A 19959-nucleotide genomic window follows, 5' to 3' on the forward strand; every position below is an offset into this window, starting at 1 on the left:
GTCATCGTCAAGATTAAATTCCGAAACCCCAATTGCGAAAGCAGTTGGGGTTTTGTTTTGCCTGCGAGAAAGTTTTCGGCCTGCCATCGGGGAAATTCATCCTGAAGTGGATGGCGAGTTTTGGTATGGTGCAGCTCGTTTTTTAACGGACTGATGTCCTGCCCACGGATCGGCACTCATTTATGTCAAAGAGTTGCTGTAGAAATGCCTGAACCAATCCCGATCAAGGATCATGAAAAAGAGACGCGGCTGGTCAACAAACGATTGATCGCCTGCGCTCTGTTTGTCTTCGCCATCAGCTGCGCTCTGGTGGTGCGCCTGTACATCCTCCAGGTCGTGGAATTCGACTATCACTCGACCATCTCCGAAAACAATCGCGTCCATGTCCTCCCGATACCGCCGACGCGTGGATTGATCTACGACCGCAACGGTGTGTTGCTCGCCGACAATCGCCCCAGCTACAACCTGACCATCACCCGTGAGCGTGCCACCGACGTCAATCAAGAATTGGACGAAGTCATCAACTTGCTGCACTTGCCTGCTGAAGACCGCACGGTGTTCGACAAGGCGATGAAGCAATCCCGGCATCCGTTCACACCGGTCACCCTGTTTTATGAGCTGACGGAAGAGCAGATTGCCGTCCTGGCGGTTAACGAGTTTCGCTTGCCGGGCATTGATGTCGAGCCGCAGTTTGTCCGGCACTATCCCCTGGGCGCACATTTCGCCCATTCGATCGGTTATGTCGGTCGGATCAACGAAAAAGAATCGAAAACTCTCGACTCCGTGGAATACCGAGGTACGCAGTCCATTGGTAAAACCGGTATCGAGCGTTTTTATGAAGCGCAGTTGCACGGCCATGTCGGTTACGAAGAAGTCGAAACCAATGCTCAAGGCCGTGTGCTACGGGTACTCAAGCACACCGATCCGGTGCCAGGCAAGAACATCGTCCTGAGCCTCGATGTCAAGCTGCAAGAAGCTGCCGAAGCCGCTTTGGGCGACCGTCGTGGTTCAGTGGTAGCTCTCGACCCGTCCACTGGAGAAGTGCTGGCGATGGTCAGCAATCCGAGTTTCGATCCGAATCTGTTCGTCACCGGGATCAGTTCGAAGGAATATTCAGCGCTGCGAGATTCCATCGATCGGCCATTGTTCAACCGCGTATTGCGTGGCCTGTACGCCCCAGGCTCGACGATCAAACCGGAAGTCGCCATCGCTGGTCTGGACGCCGGCGTCGTGACCCCGCAGACCCGCGTATACGATCCCGGCTACTACCAATTACCGGACTTCGATCACAAGTATCGCAACTGGAACCACAGTGGTGATGGTTGGGTGGACATGGACGCGGCGATCATGCGTTCCAACGACACCTACTTCTATGATCTGGCGCACAAGCTTGGCATTGATCGTCTGCACGACTACATGGCGATGTTCGGCCTTGGTAAAAAAGTCTCGCTGGACATGTTTGAAGAGTCGCCTGGTCTGATGCCATCGCAAGCGTGGAAACGCGCTACTCGGCGACAGGCCTGGTATCCCGGCGAGACAGTTATTCTCGGCATCGGCCAGGGCTACATGCAGGTCACACCACTGCAATTGGCCCAAGCCACGGCACTGATTGCCAACAAAGGGATATGGAATCGGCCGCACCTGGCCAAGTCGGTCGACGGTGTAGCGCCGGTTGACGAGCACCCGATGCCGAACATTCTGCTCAAGGATCCGCGGGATTGGGAGCAGGTCAACCACGGTATGCAGATGGTCATGCACGATGCTCGAGGCATCGCACGAGCGGCGGCTGCGGGGGCGCAATACCGCATCGCTGGCAAGAGTGGTACGGCGCAAGTGGTGGCGATCAAGCAGGGTGAGCGCTACAACCGTGAGAAAACCCTCGAGCGCCACCGTGACAACGCCCTGTTTGTAGGATTTGCACCGGCCGAGCATCCGAAGATCGCCATCTCGGTAATGATCGAAAACGGCGAGGCGGGTGGTCGTGTTGCCGGTCCAGTAGTGCGGCAGATCATGGACGCCTGGTTACTCGATCAGGATGGCCACCTCAAGCCGCAATACGCAGCGCCGAGCAAAGCGCCGGGCGATCCTCACGTCTGAGGCGTAACGGTTCACAGCACAGGCTCCGTAAGCGGAGCCTGTGATTACGCACCGGGTACCGGGCAACTCATATCACCTTCCTCACATTTCAAATACTGCTTGAGGGTTTCTACTCTGGCCTTGGTTACGGCTGTGAGACAACTACTGTAAACCAATGGATAAACACTGCCGCCGTCCACCCCAGAAGCCGAAAACTTGCACTCGGCATCCCGGAAGCTGACCCACGCCCGCTGCGCGTTGACCAACAGCTTCTTTCCGTCCGGGTTGTCCTTCAGGCGTCCGGTGATCTGCTGATAGAGCGTATTCAGTTCCTTGTCTGCCGCTTTGAACGCTTGCCCCGCGCATTGATTCATCGTCGCCTGATCGCTGGCGTTGGTGCAATCAACGGCGGCATGGGCGAAAGGGGCAAACAAAAAAGGCACAGAGGCCAGAAGCAAACGCACTGACATAAGGTTCTCGCTATCTCGAGTGGAAAGGGTGTATCGATTGTTATGTACGTAGCCGGGACGCCTCAAGCAAGCGATCCGCAGTGGCCGTGATTTCCTCGCCTTCATGCAACTGCTCCAGCCAGTGTTCGGGGATCGCCCGAGCGCTGTAGTAAGCACCTGCCAACTGACCCACGATAGCAGCCGTTGTATCCGCATCATCACCGAGATTGGCTGCTTTCAACACCGCTTCGGCGAATGTCTGCGTATGGTGAAAGCACCACAAAGCGGCTTCCAGCGATTGGACGCTATAGCCACTGCCTTTTATTTCAGTTTCCGCTTTGTGAAGGTACTCACCCTGAGCAATCGCAACCACCTTGGGCTGGGAAAGCTTGAGCAGTGGCGCCCGGCGAAGCTGTGTTTTCTCCGCACCCTCAAGCGCTCGTGCAATCAGATCAGCCAGCAATTGGCAGCACTCGATTGCCTCCGGCGCCGCATGGGTTGTGCGCGAACTGCCGGCAGCGTGGATCTGGATCTGTCCAGCGTCCGGAAAATAAAACAGCACGACTGGTGCCAACCGCATCAGCGACCCGTTACCAGCAGTCAACGGGTCAGTCGACCCTGCGAAAGGCTCCCCGGTTCGCTGATACTGTTCCAGCGCCTGGCTGACGGTCATGCCAATGTCGAAACATTCGCCGGTGGAGCTCAGGTATCCCCATTTCCACCAATTGAGATAGCGGCCCATCTGATCAGCCGCGTCGAAGCCGTTTTTGCGCAGCAGGCTCTCGGCCAAGCACATTGCCATTGAAGTGTCATCGGTCCATTGCCCTGGCTTGAGCTGGAACGGGCCACCGCCGACCATGTCGCTCAGCGGCTGGAATGATCCTCGCGGCTGGAACTCAACTGTTGTGCCGACCGCATCGCCGCAAGCCAGGCCGAGGAGGGCGCCGCGATACCGATCGGCGAGAGAAGGCTGCATGATTCGTCCTTGTTTCTGCGGATTCGCTGGCAAGATAACAGGTCATGCGGCGCCGATCACAGAGCGCAAACTACCGCAGAATGTGTCCGCTCGAATCGGTGGCTGCAGCGCTTCGATACAACTTCGCATTGGACATGTGGTCATACAAGCCTAGTGTTCAGAACAGGAGGTGACGTATGAAACCAGTACCTAACAGTTTCGAACGCAAGATCACGCTCAAGGCGTCGCGTTCCCATGTCTGGCGTGCATTGGTCGATGCGGAGGCGTTTGGCCAGTGGTTTGGCGTGGCGCTCGAGGGCCGGCGTTTCATTGCCGGCGAGTGGACGCAGGGTCAGGTCACTTACCCCGGTTATGAACACGTATTGTGGAATGTGCTGATCGAGCGGGTCGAGCCGCAGCAGTTGTTTTCTTTCCGCTGGCACCCGTATGCGGTCAACCCGAAGATCGACTACTCACAAGAGCCGACCACGCTGGTCAAGTTCGAATTGCAGGACTTCGAAGACGGCACTCTACTCAAGGTCTCGGAATCCGGCTTCGCGCACATCCCTGATATCCGTCAGAAAGAGGCGTATTACATGGACAGTCGCGGCTGGGAGGAGCAGTTGAGCAGGCTTGAACAGTTTCTCGCCGAAAGCGCCAGGGCTCGTGAAAGCGGCGGTGCCTGACGGGTCTAAGGGTTTTCGGAAGTGTTTGTATGGCGAATGTCTTACACGTGTTGGTAGCTTTTACGACTATTGCTGATTGGATCCACTGGGTAATCTACACACATCAACTGAGACACAGGGAGTGTTTCAGGATCATGGACGATCGACCATCGCAAGGATCGCTGCCGACAGGGAGTCGATAATGGTCTTGGGAAAAACCCGCTTCGGCGGGTTTTTTTTCGCCTGAATGCAGGAGCCGCCGAAGGCTGCGATCTTTTGATCCTGCTTTTGAAAGCCAAGTCAAAAAGATCACAGCCTGGGCGAATGTCACCCCGTCACGAAGCAATCAACTGCCGCAACACATAATGCAGAATCCCGCCGGATTTGAAGTACTCGACCTCATTCAGCGTATCAATCCGGCACAAGACTTCGATTCTCTCCTGACGCCCATCCTCGCGAGTGATAACCAGCGGCAGGTTCATCCGCGGCCTTAGCTCGACGCCGGTCAATCCCAGAATCTCGAACGTCTCTTTGCCGGTCAGATTGAGACTCTTGCGGTTCTGATCAAGCTTGAACTGCAACGGCAGCACACCCATCCCGACCAGATTCGAGCGGTGAATACGTTCGAAACTCTCCGCAATCACCGCTTTGACGCCCAGCAGATTGGTGCCTTTCGCCGCCCAGTCACGGCTCGACCCGGTGCCGTACTCCTGACCGGCAATCACCACCAGCGGCGTACCCGAAGCCTGATATTGCATCGCCGCATCATAGATCGCCATTTTTTCCCCGGTGGGAATGTAAATGGTGTTGCCACCTTCCTCGCCCCCAAGCATCTCGTTGCGAATACGGATGTTGGCAAACGTGCCGCGCATCATCACTTCATGATTGCCGCGACGGGAACCGTAGGAGTTGAAGTCGCGCGGCTCGACGCCTTTTTCCTGCAGATACCGCCCGGCCGGGCTGTCGATCTTGATGTTGCCGGCGGGGGAGATATGGTCGGTGGTCACTGAATCGCCGAGCAAAGCCAAGACCCGCGCACCTTTGACGTCTTTCACTTCCGGCAGAGGTCCGGAAATGTCGTCGAAGAAAGGTGGATGCTGAATGTAGGTCGAATCGTCCTGCCAGACGTAAGTGGCCGCTTGCGGCACCTCGATGGCCTGCCATTGCTCATCACCGGCAAACACTTCGGCGTATTCCTTGTGGAACATCGCCGTATTGACCTGATTCACCGCCTCGGCGATTTCCCGGCTGCTCGGCCAGATATCACGCAGGTACACCGGATTGCCCTGCTGATCCTCGCCCAACGGTTCGCTGCTGATATCGGTGCGCACGCTGCCCGCCAATGCGTAAGCGACGACCAGCGGAGGCGAGGCCAGCCAGTTGGTTTTCACCAGTGGGTGTACGCGACCTTCGAAGTTGCGGTTGCCGGACAAGACCGACGCGACGGTCAGATCGGCTTTCTGAATGGCTTTCTCGATCGGCTCCGGCAGTGGCCCGGAGTTGCCGATGCAGGTGGTGCAACCGTAGCCGACCAACGAAAACCCGAGCTGATCAAGGTACTGTGTCAGTCCGGCAGCCTTGTAATAATCGGTGACGACTTTCGAACCCGGCGCCAATGAACTCTTCACCCAAGGTTTGCGCGTCAGGCCTTTCTCGACGGCTTTCTTCGCCAGCAACCCTGCCGCCATCATCACGCTCGGGTTGGAAGTGTTGGTGCAGGAAGTGATCGCGGCGATGACCACGGCACCGTTTTTCAGGCGATAGGTCTTGCCCTCGTATTCGTAGTCCGCTTCGCCCACCAGATCGGCGTTGCCCACCGCCACGCCGCCACCGCCCTCGCTTTCCAGGCGTCCTTCTTCCTTGCTGGTGGGTTTGAATTGCAGGTCGATGAAATCACTGAAGGCCTGCGCGACGTTCGGCAGGGAGACGCGATCCTGCGGACGTTTCGGTCCGGCCAGGCTTGCCTCGACGCTGCCCATGTCCAAGGCCAGGCTGTCGGTGAACACCGGTTCCTGACCCGGCAGACGCCACAGGCCTTGAGCCTTGGTGTAGGCCTCGACCAGCTTCACCACTTCCGGCGGCCGGCCGGACAGGCGCAGGTATTCCAGCGTGACATCGTCGACCGGGAAGAAACCGCATGTCGCACCGTATTCCGGGGCCATGTTGGCGATGGTTGCGCGGTCGGCCAATGGCAGGTCGGCGAGGCCGTCGCCATAGAATTCGACGAATTTGCCGACCACGCCTTTCTTGCGCAGCATCTGCGTTACGGTCAGCACCAGATCGGTGGCGGTGATTCCTTCCTTGAGCTTGCCGGTGAGTTTAAAGCCGATCACTTCCGGAATCAGCATCGACACCGGTTGCCCAAGCATCGCCGCTTCCGCTTCGATCCCGCCCACGCCCCAGCCGAGCACGCCGAGACCGTTGATCATGGTGGTGTGGGAGTCGGTGCCGACCAGCGTGTCGGGGAACGCGTAGGTGCGGCCATCCTCGTCTTTGGTCCAAACGGTGCGGCCGAGGTACTCAAGGTTGACCTGGTGGCAGATGCCGGTACCCGGCGGGACCACGCTGAAGTTATCGAACGCACTCTGGCCCCAGCGCAGGAAGGCATAGCGCTCGCCGTTGCGTTGCATTTCGATGTCGACGTTCTGTTCGAACGCACTGGCGCTGGCGAACTTGTCGACCATCACCGAGTGGTCGATCACCAGATCCACCGGCGACAACGGATTGATCCGCTGCGGATCGCCGCCGGCCTTGGCCATTGCCGCACGCATGGCGGCGAGATCGACCACGGCGGGGACGCCGGTAAAATCCTGCATCAATACACGGGCAGGGCGGTACTGGATTTCCCGATCAGAGCGGCGCTCCTTGAGCCAGGCGGCGATGGCTTTCAGGTCGGCGCCGGTGACAGTTTTTTCGTCCTCCCAGCGCAGCAGATTTTCCAGCAGGACTTTCAACGACATCGGCAGCCTGTCGAGGTCACCCAGGCTTTTGGCGGCTTCCGGCAGGCTGAAATAGTGGTAGGTCGTGGCGTCGATTTGTAGGGTTTTCAGTGACTTCAGACTATCGAGGGACGGCATTACGATCACTCCTTTGAGTCCGCACGGCTACGGACTGAGGGGACGGGCAGAGCATTAAACCTAGCCCTGTTTTGAGTAGCTGGCTAATAACTGGACTGTATGAGCGGAACCAAGGTTCCGACTTCAGCTATCATGCGCCGGTTTTCGTGACAGGCATTGCGGCAACGCAAGGCTTGAGCATCGCGCAGCGGCCGAATGATCGACCGCTGCCCAGGAGTAAGAATGAACACCCTATTCATGCATTGCCGGCCCGGCTTCGAAGGCGAAGTCTGTTCGGAGATTTCCGATCTCGCCGCCCGTCTCAATGTCGCCGGTTACGCCAAAGCCAAGACCGCCACGGCCTGCGCCGAGTTTGTCTGCACCGAAGCCGACGGCGCCGAACGCCTGATGCGCGGTCAGCGTTTCGCCGAATTGATCTTCCCTCGGCAGTGGGCGCGCGGCTTTTTCATTGATCTGCCGGAAAACGATCGCATCAGCGTAATCCTCGCGCACATGGCCGATTTCCCGGTGTTTGGCAGTCTGTGGCTGGAAGTGGTCGATACCAATGACGGCAAGGAACTGTCGAATTTCTGCAAAAAGTTCGAAGGCCCGCTGCGCAAGGCGCTGACCGCCGCTGGCAAACTGGTGGAAGACGCCAGCAAGCCGCGTTTGTTGCTGACCTTCAAAAGCGGACGCGAGGTGTTTCTAGGCATGGCCGATGCCGGCAATTCGGCAATGTGGCCGATGGGCATTCCGCGCCTGAAGTTTCCCCGCGAGGCGCCCAGCCGTTCGACCTTGAAGCTGGAGGAGGCGTGGCACCACTTCATTCCACGTGATCAGTGGGAAGATCGCCTGCACAGCGACATGACCGGCGTTGACCTTGGCGCCGCGCCGGGCGGCTGGACCTGGCAACTGGTCAACCGGGGCATGCTGGTGACGGCGATCGACAACGGCCCGATGGCTGAAAGCCTGATGGAAACCGGGCTGGTCCAGCATCTGATGGCGGACGGTTTTACCTTCAAGCCGAAGCAGCCGGTGGACTGGATGGTTTGCGACATTGTCGAGAAACCGGCGCGCAACGCGGCGATGCTGGAAGAGTGGATCGGCGAAGGACATTGCCGCGAAGCAGTGGTCAACCTGAAGCTGCCGATGAAGCAGCGTTATGCCGAAGTGAAACGTCTGCTCGAGCGCATTGCCGATGGATTCAAGGCACGTGGGATCAAAGTTGATATCGGCTGCAAGCAGCTGTATCACGACCGCGAGGAAGTGACTTGCCATCTGCGCCGGCACGACAGCAGAAAAACCAAATCGCGCTGACACAACACTGAACCTGCGGGAGCGAGCCTGCTCGCGAAAGCGGTGGGGCTGACGGATTGCCTTCGCGAGCAGGCTCGCTCCCACATGGGTTGGACGATATCCCAAGCAATGCGCGACAATGCCGGCCAGTTTCTGGAGTGAACCATGAGTGAAATGATCGATACCCCGGTCGACGGCACCCTCGACGCCACCGGCCTCAATTGCCCGGAACCGGTGATGATGCTGCACCAGCACATCCGCGATCTGGTGCCCGGCGGCCTGCTCAAGGTGATCGCCACCGATCCCTCGACCAAGCGCGATATCCCCAAGTTCTGCGTGTTTCTTGACCATGAACTGGTCAGCCAGCACGAAGAGGCCGGCACCTATCTGTACTGGATTCGTAAGAAGTCCTGATTCTGGGAAAAAAAAGACCTGCAAATGCAGGTCTTTTTTATGGGTGATCAACCCGCCGAACGACTGATTCGAATCCGCTTGCGCGCACTGCGTGTCAGACGAATCGACAGCATCAACGCTGCGCAGCTTAAGCCGACAATCAAACCCTGCCACAAACCGCTCGGACCGCGTGGCTCGCCGAGCCAATCGGTCAGGCCCAGCGCATAACCGACCGGCAAACCAATCCCCCAGTAGGCGAACAGGGTCAGGATCATCGTCACCCGAGTATCCTGATAACCACGCAGTGCGCCTGCCGCAGTCACCTGGATCGCATCGGAAAACTGGAACAGCGCTGAATAGACAATCAGCATCGCCGCAATGTGAATCACCGTTGGATCAGCGGTATAGATCGCCGCAATCGGCTCGCGCAGCGCCAGCATCAGGCTCGCCGACAGGCAGGCGTAGGCCAGCGCCGTGCCCATGCCGACTCCAGCGGCAAAACGCGCCTCACGCGGTTCCTCGCGGCCCAGCGCCTGGCCGACACGCACGGTAACCGCCATGCCCAGCGAGTACGGGATCATGAACACCAGCGAGCTGACGTTCAGCGCGATCTGATGCCCGGCCACCACCGTCGCGCCGAGGCTGCCGATCAGCAGGGCGATCACAGCGAAGATGCTCGACTCGGCAAACACCGCGATGCCGATCGGCAAACCAATCGACAGCAGACGTTTGATCACCGTCCACTGCGGCCAGTCGAAACGGCTGAACAGTTCGCTTGAGCGATAGGCTGGTGCCCAGCGTTCGTAGCCGGCCAGGCCCAGCGCCATCACCCACATCACGATTGCCGTGGCCCAGCCGCAGCCGACGCCGCCCATGGCCGGCACGCCGAAGTGGCCATAAATGAAGATGTAGTTCAACGGGATGTTCAATGCCAGACCGCACAGGCCCAGCACCATGGCCGGGCGGGTGCGGCCGATGCCGTCGCTGGTGCAGCGCAGCACGTGATAGAAGGCCACCGCCGGCAAGCCGCTGGCGATGCCGTGCAGATATTGCATGCACGGGCCGATCAACTCGGGATCGACTTTCATCAGATGCAGCACCGGCTCGGCGGCGATCAGCATCGAGGTGGCGATCAATCCGACTACCAATGCCAGCCACAACGCCTGACGCACGATCGGGCCGATCTCGCTGTGCTTGCCGGCGCCGAAACGCTGGGCGACTTTTGGTGTGGTGGCCAGCAGGGTGCCGGTCATCAACAGAAACACCGGGACCCAGATCGAGTTGCCCAGTGCCACTGCCGCCAGGTCCTTGGGCCCGACGCGCCCGGCCATCACCGCATCGACGAAGCCCATCGCCGTGGTCGCCAGTTGCGCGATGATGATCGGCAGGGCGAGGGCGAGCAGGTTTTTCAACTCCAGGCGAATCCGCGCAGGGCGGCTCAGCGAGACGGCGACAGGTTGGTCAGTTACAGGGTTCACAGGCAAAGCGTCCAGAAAGTATTGATGCGCAGAGCGGCGCATTCTACGCCGCTGACGCCTCGGTCAGGAAATATCCTCTGTTGCGTATTTGTAAGCGCAAACCCTGCTGGCTGATCGACGCGTCAGCACCTAAACTGCCGATCCGCCCAAGGAGCCCGCCATGCTGATTGTTGCCGACGAAAATATCCCGCTGCTCGATGCCTTTTTTGCCGGTTTCGGTGACATCCGCCGAGTGCCGGGCCGCTCCATTGACCGCGCGACGGTCGAGCACGCCGATGTGTTGCTGGTGCGTTCGGTGACCAACGTCAATCGCGCGCTGCTTGAAGGCAGCAAGGTGCGCTTTGTCGGCACCTGCACCATCGGCACCGATCATCTGGATCTCGATTACTTCAACGAGGCCGGGATCTGCTGGTCGAGCGCGCCGGGTTGCAATGCCCGTGGTGTAGTCGACTACGTACTGGGCAGTCTGATGACGCTGGCCGAAATCGAAGGCGCGGATCTGACTCAGCGCACTTACGGCGTCGTCGGCGCCGGTGAAGTGGGGGGGCGCTTGATCAAGGTCCTCAAGGGCCTGGGCTGGAACGTCAAGGTTTGCGATCCGCCGCGTCAGGCTGCCGAGGGCGGCGAATATGTCAGCCTCGAGCAGATCATCGAACAGTGCGACGTGATCAGTCTGCATACGCCATTGACCCGCAGCGGCGACTCTGCAACCTGGCACCTGTTCGATCAACAGCGTATGCAGCAACTCAAGCAGGGTGCATGGTTGATCAACGCGGCGCGCGGCCCTGTGGTGGATAACGTTGCGCTACGTGAGGTGCTGCTGGAGCGCGAGGACCTGCAAGCGGTGCTCGACGTCTGGGAGAAGGAGCCGGAAGTCGACCCTGCGCTGGCCGAGCTCTGCGTATTGGCCACGCCCCATATTGCCGGTTACAGCCTCGACGGCAAGCAACGCGGGACCGCGCAGATCTATCAGGCCTACTGCGCTTTCATTGGCCAACCTGCGGCTATCGCGCTCAGTGATCTGCTGCCAGCAACCTGGTTGTCGGAAGTTTCCCTGCACGGTGACAGCGATCCGGCATGGGCGCTGGCGATGTTGTGCCGGGGCGTATATGACCCACGCCGTGATGATGCGGATTTCCGCCGCAGTCTGGTGGGGAATGTCGCCGAGCAGCGAGCGGCGTTTGACGTGTTGCGCAAGCAATATCCGGTGCGACGCGAGATCGAAGGGCTGAAGGTGCGAATCCAAGGTGATGCGCCGGGGTTGCGGCAGATTGTTGAGGCGCTGGGGGCGGTGGCTGTCTGAATCAGCGCTGGCCTTTTCGCGAGCAGGCTCGCTCCCACAGGGGATCTACAGTGCAGCAAAGTTAAAGGTGGGAGCGAGCCTGCTCGCGAAAGCCACACCACCAATCCCGAATTGCAGATATAAAAAACCCGGCCAATCAGGGCCGGGTCAGGAAGACGGTGGCTACATCACTCTTGTTCGGCAGGCTTGACCAATCGCTTCTCCAGTTCGCGGCAAGCGTCCTGGATCATGTCTTCAGTGATCGGTACTTCGCGGCCCTGCTCATCGATAATCGAGCAACCCAGAGACTGACCGGGTTTGGTGCGCATCACTTCAATCTTGTCTTCGCTGCTGTGTTGCAAGGACATGGCCTGTCTCCTCATCAGGTTGTGTGCCTAAGTTAAAACCGCCACGTGACCAGGCTGTGACAACTCCCTGCGGTCTGTCGGCGGGCGGCATCTCTACTCAAACAGAAATGACCGCTCGTCTCAACCGCAACCTTAGACCAATCGTTTCTAGCATCCGGACATCCCGGGCATATTTAACCTGACTCATTGTGATTTACAGAGTTCCACCCCATCTGAGTCTGTAGGCTGGCCCGATCCATCTGCGCAGACGTGAACTCCATGATCTCCATGCTTTCTTCCCGACACCGGCGCGCCCTGCGCCTGACCAGTCATTTTCTCCTGCCGTACCGCTGGCATGCCTTCGGCGCTCTACTCGCGCTGATCGTCACCGCCGGCATTACCCTGTCGATGGGGCAGGGCATCAAGTTGTTGGTAGACCAGGGTTTCATGACCCGTTCGCCGCATCTGCTCAATCAGTCCATCGGCATTTTCATGTTGCTGGTGCTCGGGCTGGCGCTGGGCACCTTTGCCCGTTTCTATCTGGTGTCGTGGATAGGCGAGCGCGTGGTCGCCGACATTCGCCGTCAGGTGTTCAATCACCTGGTGTATCTGCATCCGGGCTTTTATGAGGACAACCGCAGCACGGAAATCCAGTCGCGCCTGACCGCTGACACCACGCTGCTGCAATCGGTGATCGGCTCGTCACTCTCGCTGTTCCTGCGCAATCTGCTGATGGTCATCGGTGGTGTAGTGCTGCTGTTCATCACCAATCCGAAGTTGACCAGCATTGTCGTGATTGCACTGCCGCTGGTGATCGCGCCAATCCTGATTTTCGGCCGCCGTGTGCGCAATCTGTCGCGCCAGAGCCAGGACCGTATCGCCGACATTGGCAGCTATGCGTCGGAAACCCTCGGCCAGATCAAAACCGTGCAAGCCTACAACCACCAGGTTCAGGACGAGCAGCGTTTCGCTTCGACCGTCGAGCAGGCGTTCGAAACCGCGCGCAAACGGATCTTCCAGCGAGCGTGGCTGATCACTTTGGTGATCGTGCTGGTGCTTGGCGCGGTGGCGGTGATGTTGTGGGTCGGCGGCATGGACGTAATGGCCGGGCGTATCTCGGCCGGCGAGCTGGCGGCATTCGTTTTCTACAGCCTGATTGTCGGCAGCGCGTTCGGCACGCTGAGCGAAGTGATCGGCGAACTGCAACGCGCTGCGGGTGCCGCTGAACGCATCGCGGAATTGCTGCGCTCGGAAAACATCATCCAGCCACCGTCGACCGGACTGGTCACTCTGCCAGCGCGAGTCAAAGGAGAACTTGAACTGCGCGACGTGCGTTTTTCCTACCCGTCGCGTCCGCAAAGCTACGCCGTTGATGGCTTGAGTCTGACGGTGAGGGCGGGCGAAACCCTGGCGTTGGTGGGGCCGTCGGGCGCGGGCAAGTCCACGGTCTACGACTTGTTACTGCGCTTTTACGATCCGCGCGAGGGCCGGATTCTCCTCGATGGCGTGCCGCTGACCAGCCTTGACCCGCTGGATCTGCGCCGCTGTTTCGCCCTGGTCTCGCAAACCCCTGCATTGTTCTTCGGCAGTGTGGAGGACAACATCCGCTACGGCTGCCCGACGGCCACGCTTGAACAGGTCAAGGAGGCTGCGCGGATTGCCCACGCCCACGACTTCATCGAACAAATGCCAGATGGTTACCAGACTCATCTCGGCGACGGCGGCCTCGGGTTGTCCGGCGGTCAGCGCCAACGTCTGGCCATTGCCCGCGCCTTGCTGGTAGACGCGCCGATCCTGCTGTTGGACGAAGCTACCAGCGCCCTCGACGCACAGAGCGAGCATCTGATCCAGCAGGCCCTGCCAACGCTGATGGAAAACCGCACCACGTTGGTCATCGCGCACCGACTGGCCACGGTGAAGAACGCTGATCGAATTGCAGTGATGGATCAAGGCAAGCTGGTGGCGGTGGGGACACATCAGCAATTGATCGCCAGCAACCCGCTGTACGCGCGGCTGGCGGCGTTGCAGTTTAATGATGGTTATGAGGCGACTAAACAGAACTGATGCATGGCGCCAACATCGGGCATCATTACGAACTGCATGATTTCAGGATGAGGATATGAGTCGTTATCAGCCGCCGCTGACCTTGACTGCACGAATGATTACGCTGATCGCCGAAATCAGCGAACAGATAGGTCAGCTCTTGGCTGTGGACGATAGTCGGCAGACGCCTCAGCTGCGTCGAAGCAATCGAATCCGTACGATTCAGGCTTCGCTGGCTATCGAAAACAATACATTGAGTGTTGAACAGGTCACTGCGGTCATTGCCGGGCGTCGAGTCCTGGGGTTGCCCAAGGATATACAGGAAGTTCACAACGCTTTTGCGGCGTATGAGTCGATGCCGACCTGGAATCCGGGCAGCAAGCCTGATCTGTTGCGAGCCCATGAGTTATTGATGCACGGTTTGATAAAAGATAGTGGGCAATTACGCCGTACGGGCGTTGGCATCTATCGAGGCGATCAGTTGGTGCATATGGCGCCGCCCCCGAGCCGGATTGCGCATCTGGTCGATGACCTCTTGGCATGGCTTGGCTCATCTGATTGGCATCCGTTGATCATCAGTTGTGTCTTCCATTACGAATTCGAGTTTATTCATCCTTTCGCGGATGGAAATGGGAGGATGGGGCGTCTCTGGCAAACTCTGATTCTCAGCCAGTGGCGACCGGTGCTTGCCTACTTGCCAGTTGAGGCGGTTATCCGGGATCAACAGGACGCCTATTACGCTGCGCTCTCGACGGCGGACCGGATGGCAGAATCGACGCCGTTTGTTGAATTCATGCTCCACGCGTTGAGTCTTGCACTGCGCGAAGCCGTCGAAAGCGAGTCTGTGACCGACCCAGTAACCGACCCAGTAACCGACCCAGTAAAGAGGCTTTTGCTAACGTTGCAAAACCGGGCGCTGAAAACCAGTGAGCTAATGGGCGAATTGGGTCTTACACATAAGGCGACATTTAGATCCAACTACCTTAAACCGGCACTGGCAGCGGGATTGGTCGAAATGACGGATCCTCAAAGTCCGAACAGTCCCGTTCAGAAATACCTGCTCACAGAAGAGGGCAAGCTCAAGGTCGTGCAGGCGAAAAGATAGATCTGCTGCGCTAAAAAAATGCCCGTATTGCAGTGCGGGCATTTTTGTTGAACCAGATCAAAAGATCGCTGTCTTCGGTGGCTTCTACGTAACCGGCATTACCCGTTACTGATCATCAAAATACCGCTCATGCCAATCCACCAGCGGTTGCGGCGAGTTGAGCTTCTGGCCGTAGATCACCGAGTAGGACAACACGTTCTGCACGTATTGACGGGTTTCGTCGAACGGGATGCTTTCCACCCAGACGTCGAAACTCAGGTGATCAGCGCCGCGCAGCCACTGACGCACGCGGCCCGGCCCGGCGTTGTAAGCGGCGGAGGCGAGCACGCGGTTGCCGTTGAACTGGCTGTGCACCTGGCTGAGGTAAGCGGCGCCGAGCTGAATGTTCTTGTCCGGATCGAGCACTTGCTGCGGTGAGGCCAGTGGGATGCTGAACTTGCGCGCGGTTTCCTTGGCCGTGCCGGGCATCAATTGCATCAGGCCGCTGGCGCCGACGCCGGAGCGCGCGTCGTCCATGAAGGCGCTTTCCTGCCGGGTGATGGCGAACACCCAGCTCGAATGCAGGCCGCGCACCTTGGCCTCACGCACGAGGGTATCGCGGTGCGCCATCGGGAAGCGGATGTCCAGATCGTCCCAGTATTGCGCCTGACTGATGGTGCGAATCGCCGGGAAGTACCATTTCAGGTCGTAGGCCAGTTTGGCCTGGGCGACCATTTCATCGCGGTTGAAATGACGGCTGACGTGATACCACTCGCGACGCCCATCGACGATCTGCCCGCGTGCATGAAACTCCAGCGCGCGACGTACGCCGGGGGTGTTGCGGACCTTGTTGATCAGCGCCTGGCTGAGCACCAGCGGTTTGTTGTTCAGCGAGTAAGGCGATTGTGAACGGTCTGCGGCGAGGAAGCCGTAGAAGTCTCGTTCCCGCGCCAGATTCTTGTACAGGGTCAGCGCTTGCGGGTTTTGTGGCTCGGCCAGTTCCAGGCTGCGCGCCTGCCAGTAGCGCCAACGGTTGGTGGTGGCCAGGTCTTGCGGCAGACGTTTGGTCAGCTCATAGGCATCATTCCAGCGTGCCAGACGCAAGAGCAGGCGCAGGCGCCATTCCGAGACGGTGTTGTCGCGCAGCTCCGGATCGTATTTGGTCATGACATCCAGCGCGCGGCTGTCGAAGCGGCGCGCAAGGGTCAGGCCGATCTCGCGAGCAATCGCGACTTTTTCATCACGAGAGAAATGCATGCTGCTGGCGTAACCGTCGAGCAAAGCCATGGCCTTGTCCGGATCCTGCCGAGCGAGGCGGCGCAGGCCGAGGCTGACGACGTCTGACATCGGCTCGTCGGCCGGGGTGAAGCGCGACGGCTGGTTGAGCAGTTCGGGTTTCTGCGCCACGTCGACCAGCAAGCGACCGCGCGGGGCGAGGGTGGTGAGGCCGTTGATCAGGCTGTTGGCCAGCGGATAGTTGCGGGCCTGCGCGGCAAGTTTGGTGCGCTCCCAGCGTTTCTGCTCGGTAAGCTGGCCGTCGGCAGCCCAGATGCCGAACAGCGCGTCACAGGCGGCCGGTTGCGATTTGCCGGTCAGCCAGAGTTTTTCCGCACTGGCATACCCTTCGGCTTTCTTGTCGTGGCTGATCTGGTACTGCGCGTTGAGGCAGTCCAGTTCGGTGAAATTCAGCTTCGGATCGTAATACTTGACGAAGGTCGCCCAGTCGCCACGGTCGGCGAGCCAGCGCAACCAGCGCAGTTTCATCCAATTGGCCTGCGGCAAATCACCGTGTTCGGCGAGGAATTTTTCGATCTCGGCGTTGCTCGCCGTCTTCAGGCGCGCGGTCAGTTCGTCGTAGGCCAGATACGGTTCCAGCGGATAATCGGCCAGAGCCTGGCTGTAACGGAAATACGGGCCGGTATCACCCTTGGCCAAGGCGCGCTTGGCTTCATCGTAATACTGGCGTTGGGTGGACAAGTCCACCGCCTGGACGGATTGAGCGGCAGTGGCGGTAAGAAACAAGCAGGACAAAACACTGAAAAGGCGACTGCGCATGAGACATCCGGGCAGAGAAATCATGACAAGTGCCGATCGAAATCCGCACTGAATTGCCTGTAGCTTAGCCTTTTGCCAGCAAGCGGTGAAAGCTTTGCGAGCCTCGCTGCACAAGTTCGCAACAAATGTTGTGCAGAGTGCTTCGGCAGACAAATTGCCGGCCTGCTCAAGCCTCAAGTCAGGTAGAATGCGCGCCCGGTTTTTGGAGAAGCTCATGACCCTGCTCAAATTCAGCGATGTGTCCCTTGCGTTCGGCGCTATGCCGTTGTTGGACAAGGTGTCCTGGCAGATCGCCCGTGGTGAGCGGGTGTGCATCATCGGTCGCAACGGCACTGGCAAGTCCAGCATGATGAAACTGGTCAAGGGCGACCAGAAGCCCGATGACGGCTCGGTGTGGCGTGCCCCCGGTCTGAAAATCGGCGAATTGCCGCAAGAATTGCCAGTGGCCGACGACCGGACGGTATTCGACGTGGTCGCTGAAGGCCTCGATGGTGTTGGCGCCTTGCTCGCCGAATACCATCACCTGAGCCAGAACATCGTCACCGACGCCGATCTGGACAAGCTGATGCACGTTCAGCACGACCTCGAAGCCCGTGACGGCTGGCGCTTGCAGACGCTGGTCGACAGCACCCTGAGCCGCCTGCAACTGCCGGCCGACAAGACCCTCGCCGAGTTGTCCGGCGGCTGGCGTCGTCGCGTGCTGCTGGCGCAGGCGCTCGTGTCCGAACCGGACCTGCTGCTGCTCGACGAACCGACCAACCACCTGGACATCGGTGCGATTGCCTGGCTCGAAGAAGCGCTGAAAGATTTCCAGGGCGCCGTGCTGTTCATCACGCACGACCGTTCCTTCCTGCAAAACCTCGCCACGCGCATCCTCGAACTGGATCGCGGCGGCCTGATCGACTGGAACAGCGACTACGCCAGTTTCCTCGTGCACAAAGAAGCCGCGCTGGCCGCTGAAGAAACTGCCAACGCGCTGTTCGACAAGCGTCTGGCTCAGGAAGAGGTGTGGATCCGTCAGGGCATCAAGGCCCGCCGCACTCGTAACGAAGGTCGCGTGCGCGCTCTGAAAGCCCTGCGCGTTGAGCGCAGTGAGCGTCGCGAGCGTACCGGCAAGGCCAACATCCAGCTGGAAACCGCCGACAAATCCGGCAAGCAGGTGATGGTCCTCGAGAACGTGAGCTTCGCGCATCCGGGCGGGCCGTTCCTGATCAAGGATTTCTCCATGGTCCTGCAGCGCGGCGACCGTATCGGTTTGCTCGGTGCTAACGGTACCGGCAAGACCACTCTGTTGAAACTGATGCTCAGCGGTCTGCAACCGACCAGCGGCAAAGTGGAAGAGGGCACGCGTATCGACGTCGCCTACTTCGACCAGTTGCGCCATCAGCTGGATCTGGAAAAAACCGTGATCGACAACGTCGCCGAAGGTCGCGACTTCATCGACATCGACGGGCAGAGCCGCCATGTGCTGAGCTATCTCGGCGACTTCCTGTTCAGCCCGCAGCGTGCACGCACGCCGGTCAAGGCGTTGTCCGGTGGCGAGCGTGCGCGTCTGTTGCTGGCGAAGCTGTTCAGCAAACCGGCGAACCTGCTGGTACTCGACGAACCGACCAACGACCTCGATGTGGAAACCCTCGAGCTGCTCGAAGAAGTGCTGCTGACCTTCAACGGCACCGTGCTGATGGTCAGCCACGACCGGGCATTCCTCGATAACGTGGTGACCAGCACCCTGGTCTTCGAAGGTGAAGGCAAGGTTCGTGAATATGTCGGCGGCTATCAGGACTGGATCCGTCAGGGCGGCTCGCCGCGTCTGTTGGGTGTGACTGAAAGCAAGTCGGGCAAGGCTGACCTGAATTCGGCGGTGGTTACCGCTGAGCCGGCTCCGGTGGCTGTGCCTGCCGCTGCCGCTCCGGTTGCCAAGAAGAAACTGAGCTACAAGCTGCAGCGCGAGCTGGAAGCCTTGCCGGGCGACATCGACGCCAAGGAGCAGCAGATCGCCGCGGTTGAAGCGGAAATGGCTGAAGCCGGTTTCTACCAGCGTCCGCCGGCGGAAACGGCCAAAGTGATTGCTTCGCTGGAGCAATTGCAGGCCGAGCTGGATGCGTTGGTGGAGCGTTGGGCCGAGCTGGATGCCTGATTGTTCCTGATGTAAAAAAGCCCGGCGCTCAGTGATGAGCGCCGGGCTTTTCATATGTAACGCGATCTGCCGGCTGGAACAGGTCACCTGTGGGAGCGAGCCTGCTCGCGAACGCGGTGTGTCAGGCAGCACTCATAGTGAATGTGCCGACGTATTCGCGAGCAGGCTCGCTCCCACAAACTGCAAGACAGATCAGCGTTTGACCAGGTGCACCGCCAGTACATCGCATGGCGCACCGTGCAGCACATCATTCGCGGTCGAGCCGAGCAGCAGTGCCAGGCCATGACGGCCGTGACTGCCGACCACGATCAGATCGCACGCTTGTTCCTTGGCAAAATGATGGATTTCCTGGCGGGGCTGGCCGTAGGTCAGATGGCAATTGGCGCCTTCAAGCTCTGGATATTTCGATTTGAGTTTTTCAAGACGCTCCTTGGCCTGATCGAACTGCTGTTGTTGCAGTTGTGACAGGTCCATCGGCACGTCGCCACCGAAGGCCATGGCCATTGGTTCAACGATATGCACCAGCGACAACTTGGCAGCGTTGCTCACCGACAGCTCGCGGGCGCGGTGGATCACAGGGTCGCACTCTTCGGTCAGATCTACGGCGACCAGTATGTGGTGGTAGGGCATGAGGTGCTCCTCC

General features: G+C 59.2%; 15 protein-coding genes. 8 read left to right on the top strand and 7 right to left on the bottom strand.

What is annotated here, in order from left to right:
* Window positions 1-204 precede the first annotated feature (204 nt).
* Window positions 205-2097, top strand: a complete 1893-nt coding sequence (gene mrdA / locus V8J63_RS19370) for a penicillin-binding protein 2 (RefSeq protein WP_336464505.1) — start codon at window positions 205-207, stop codon at window positions 2095-2097.
* Window positions 2098-2141: 44 nt separating this feature from the next.
* Here mrdA and V8J63_RS19375 read toward each other — a convergent pair whose 3' ends face one another.
* Together V8J63_RS19375 and V8J63_RS19380 are read right to left on the bottom strand one after the other, a co-directional pair.
* Window positions 2142-2546 (bottom strand): lysozyme inhibitor LprI family protein, encoded by a 405-nt coding sequence (locus V8J63_RS19375; RefSeq protein ID WP_024013653.1) that lies wholly within the window; start codon window positions 2544-2546, stop codon window positions 2142-2144.
* 40 nt (window positions 2547-2586) lie between these two features.
* Window positions 2587-3501, bottom strand: coding sequence for an ADP-ribosylglycohydrolase family protein (locus tag V8J63_RS19380; protein WP_336464506.1), 915 nt, complete (start codon window positions 3499-3501; stop codon window positions 2587-2589).
* Between the two features lie 176 nt (window positions 3502-3677).
* On the opposite strand from V8J63_RS19380, the gene V8J63_RS19385 reads away from it, so the two are divergent.
* Window positions 3678-4166, top strand: a complete 489-nt coding sequence (locus tag V8J63_RS19385) for an SRPBCC family protein (protein WP_016775506.1) — start codon at window positions 3678-3680, stop codon at window positions 4164-4166.
* A 314-nt stretch (window positions 4167-4480) separates the two neighbouring features.
* On the opposite strand, the gene acnA is transcribed toward V8J63_RS19385, so the two are convergent.
* A complete protein-coding gene (gene acnA / locus V8J63_RS19390; RefSeq protein WP_336464507.1) occupies window positions 4481-7222 on the bottom strand; it encodes an aconitate hydratase AcnA in 2742 nt (913 codons plus the stop codon).
* Window positions 7223-7444: 222 nt separating this feature from the next.
* Here acnA and rlmM point away from each other — a divergent pair, with 222 nt between their 5' ends.
* Both rlmM and tusA read left to right on the top strand, forming a co-directional pair.
* On the top strand, window positions 7445-8518 hold the full coding sequence (rlmM, locus tag V8J63_RS19395; protein WP_125927789.1) for a 23S rRNA (cytidine(2498)-2'-O)-methyltransferase RlmM: 1074 nt from the start codon (window positions 7445-7447) through the stop codon (window positions 8516-8518).
* A gap of 144 nt (window positions 8519-8662) precedes the next feature.
* Complete coding sequence (gene tusA / locus V8J63_RS19400; RefSeq protein WP_016775503.1) at window positions 8663-8911, top strand: sulfurtransferase TusA; 249 nt, start codon at window positions 8663-8665, stop codon at window positions 8909-8911.
* Window positions 8912-8958: 47 nt separating this feature from the next.
* On the opposite strand, the gene V8J63_RS19405 is transcribed toward tusA, so the two are convergent.
* On the bottom strand, window positions 8959-10368 hold the full coding sequence (locus tag V8J63_RS19405) for an MATE family efflux transporter (RefSeq protein ID WP_122691337.1): 1410 nt from the start codon (window positions 10366-10368) through the stop codon (window positions 8959-8961).
* Window positions 10369-10528: 160 nt separating this feature from the next.
* Between V8J63_RS19405 and pdxB the strand changes: the two genes are divergently transcribed.
* Complete coding sequence (gene pdxB / locus V8J63_RS19410; RefSeq protein WP_197892835.1) at window positions 10529-11671, top strand: 4-phosphoerythronate dehydrogenase PdxB; 1143 nt, start codon at window positions 10529-10531, stop codon at window positions 11669-11671.
* Between the two features lie 167 nt (window positions 11672-11838).
* Here the strand turns inward: pdxB and V8J63_RS19415 are convergent, their stop codons facing one another.
* Window positions 11839-12018, bottom strand: coding sequence for a PA1571 family protein (locus V8J63_RS19415; protein ID WP_016775501.1), 180 nt, complete (start codon window positions 12016-12018; stop codon window positions 11839-11841).
* Between the two features lie 258 nt (window positions 12019-12276).
* Here V8J63_RS19415 and V8J63_RS19420 point away from each other — a divergent pair, with 258 nt between their 5' ends.
* Window positions 12277-14061, top strand: coding sequence for an ABC transporter transmembrane domain-containing protein (locus V8J63_RS19420; protein WP_336464508.1), 1785 nt, complete (start codon window positions 12277-12279; stop codon window positions 14059-14061).
* 55 nt (window positions 14062-14116) lie between these two features.
* On the top strand, window positions 14117-15145 hold the full coding sequence (locus tag V8J63_RS19425) for a Fic family protein (protein WP_336464509.1): 1029 nt from the start codon (window positions 14117-14119) through the stop codon (window positions 15143-15145).
* A 105-nt stretch (window positions 15146-15250) separates the two neighbouring features.
* Here the strand turns inward: V8J63_RS19425 and V8J63_RS19430 are convergent, their stop codons facing one another.
* A complete protein-coding gene (locus V8J63_RS19430) occupies window positions 15251-17179 on the bottom strand; it encodes a transglycosylase SLT domain-containing protein (protein ID WP_016775500.1) in 1929 nt (642 codons plus the stop codon).
* Between the two features lie 214 nt (window positions 17180-17393).
* Here V8J63_RS19430 and V8J63_RS19435 point away from each other — a divergent pair, with 214 nt between their 5' ends.
* Window positions 17394-19316 (top strand): ATP-binding cassette domain-containing protein, encoded by a 1923-nt coding sequence (locus V8J63_RS19435; protein WP_336464510.1) that lies wholly within the window; start codon window positions 17394-17396, stop codon window positions 19314-19316.
* A 192-nt stretch (window positions 19317-19508) separates the two neighbouring features.
* Here V8J63_RS19435 and V8J63_RS19440 read toward each other — a convergent pair whose 3' ends face one another.
* Window positions 19509-19946 carry a universal stress protein gene (locus V8J63_RS19440; protein WP_016775498.1) on the bottom strand — a complete coding sequence of 146 codons (438 nt, stop codon included), beginning with the start codon at window positions 19944-19946 and terminating at the stop codon, window positions 19509-19511.
* Window positions 19947-19959 lie beyond the last annotated feature (13 nt).

Origin of the sequence: Pseudomonas sp. CCNWLW23 (assembly GCF_037095675.1) — a bacterium.
GTDB classification, from domain to species: Bacteria; Pseudomonadota; Gammaproteobacteria; order Pseudomonadales; family Pseudomonadaceae; genus Aquipseudomonas; species Aquipseudomonas atacamensis.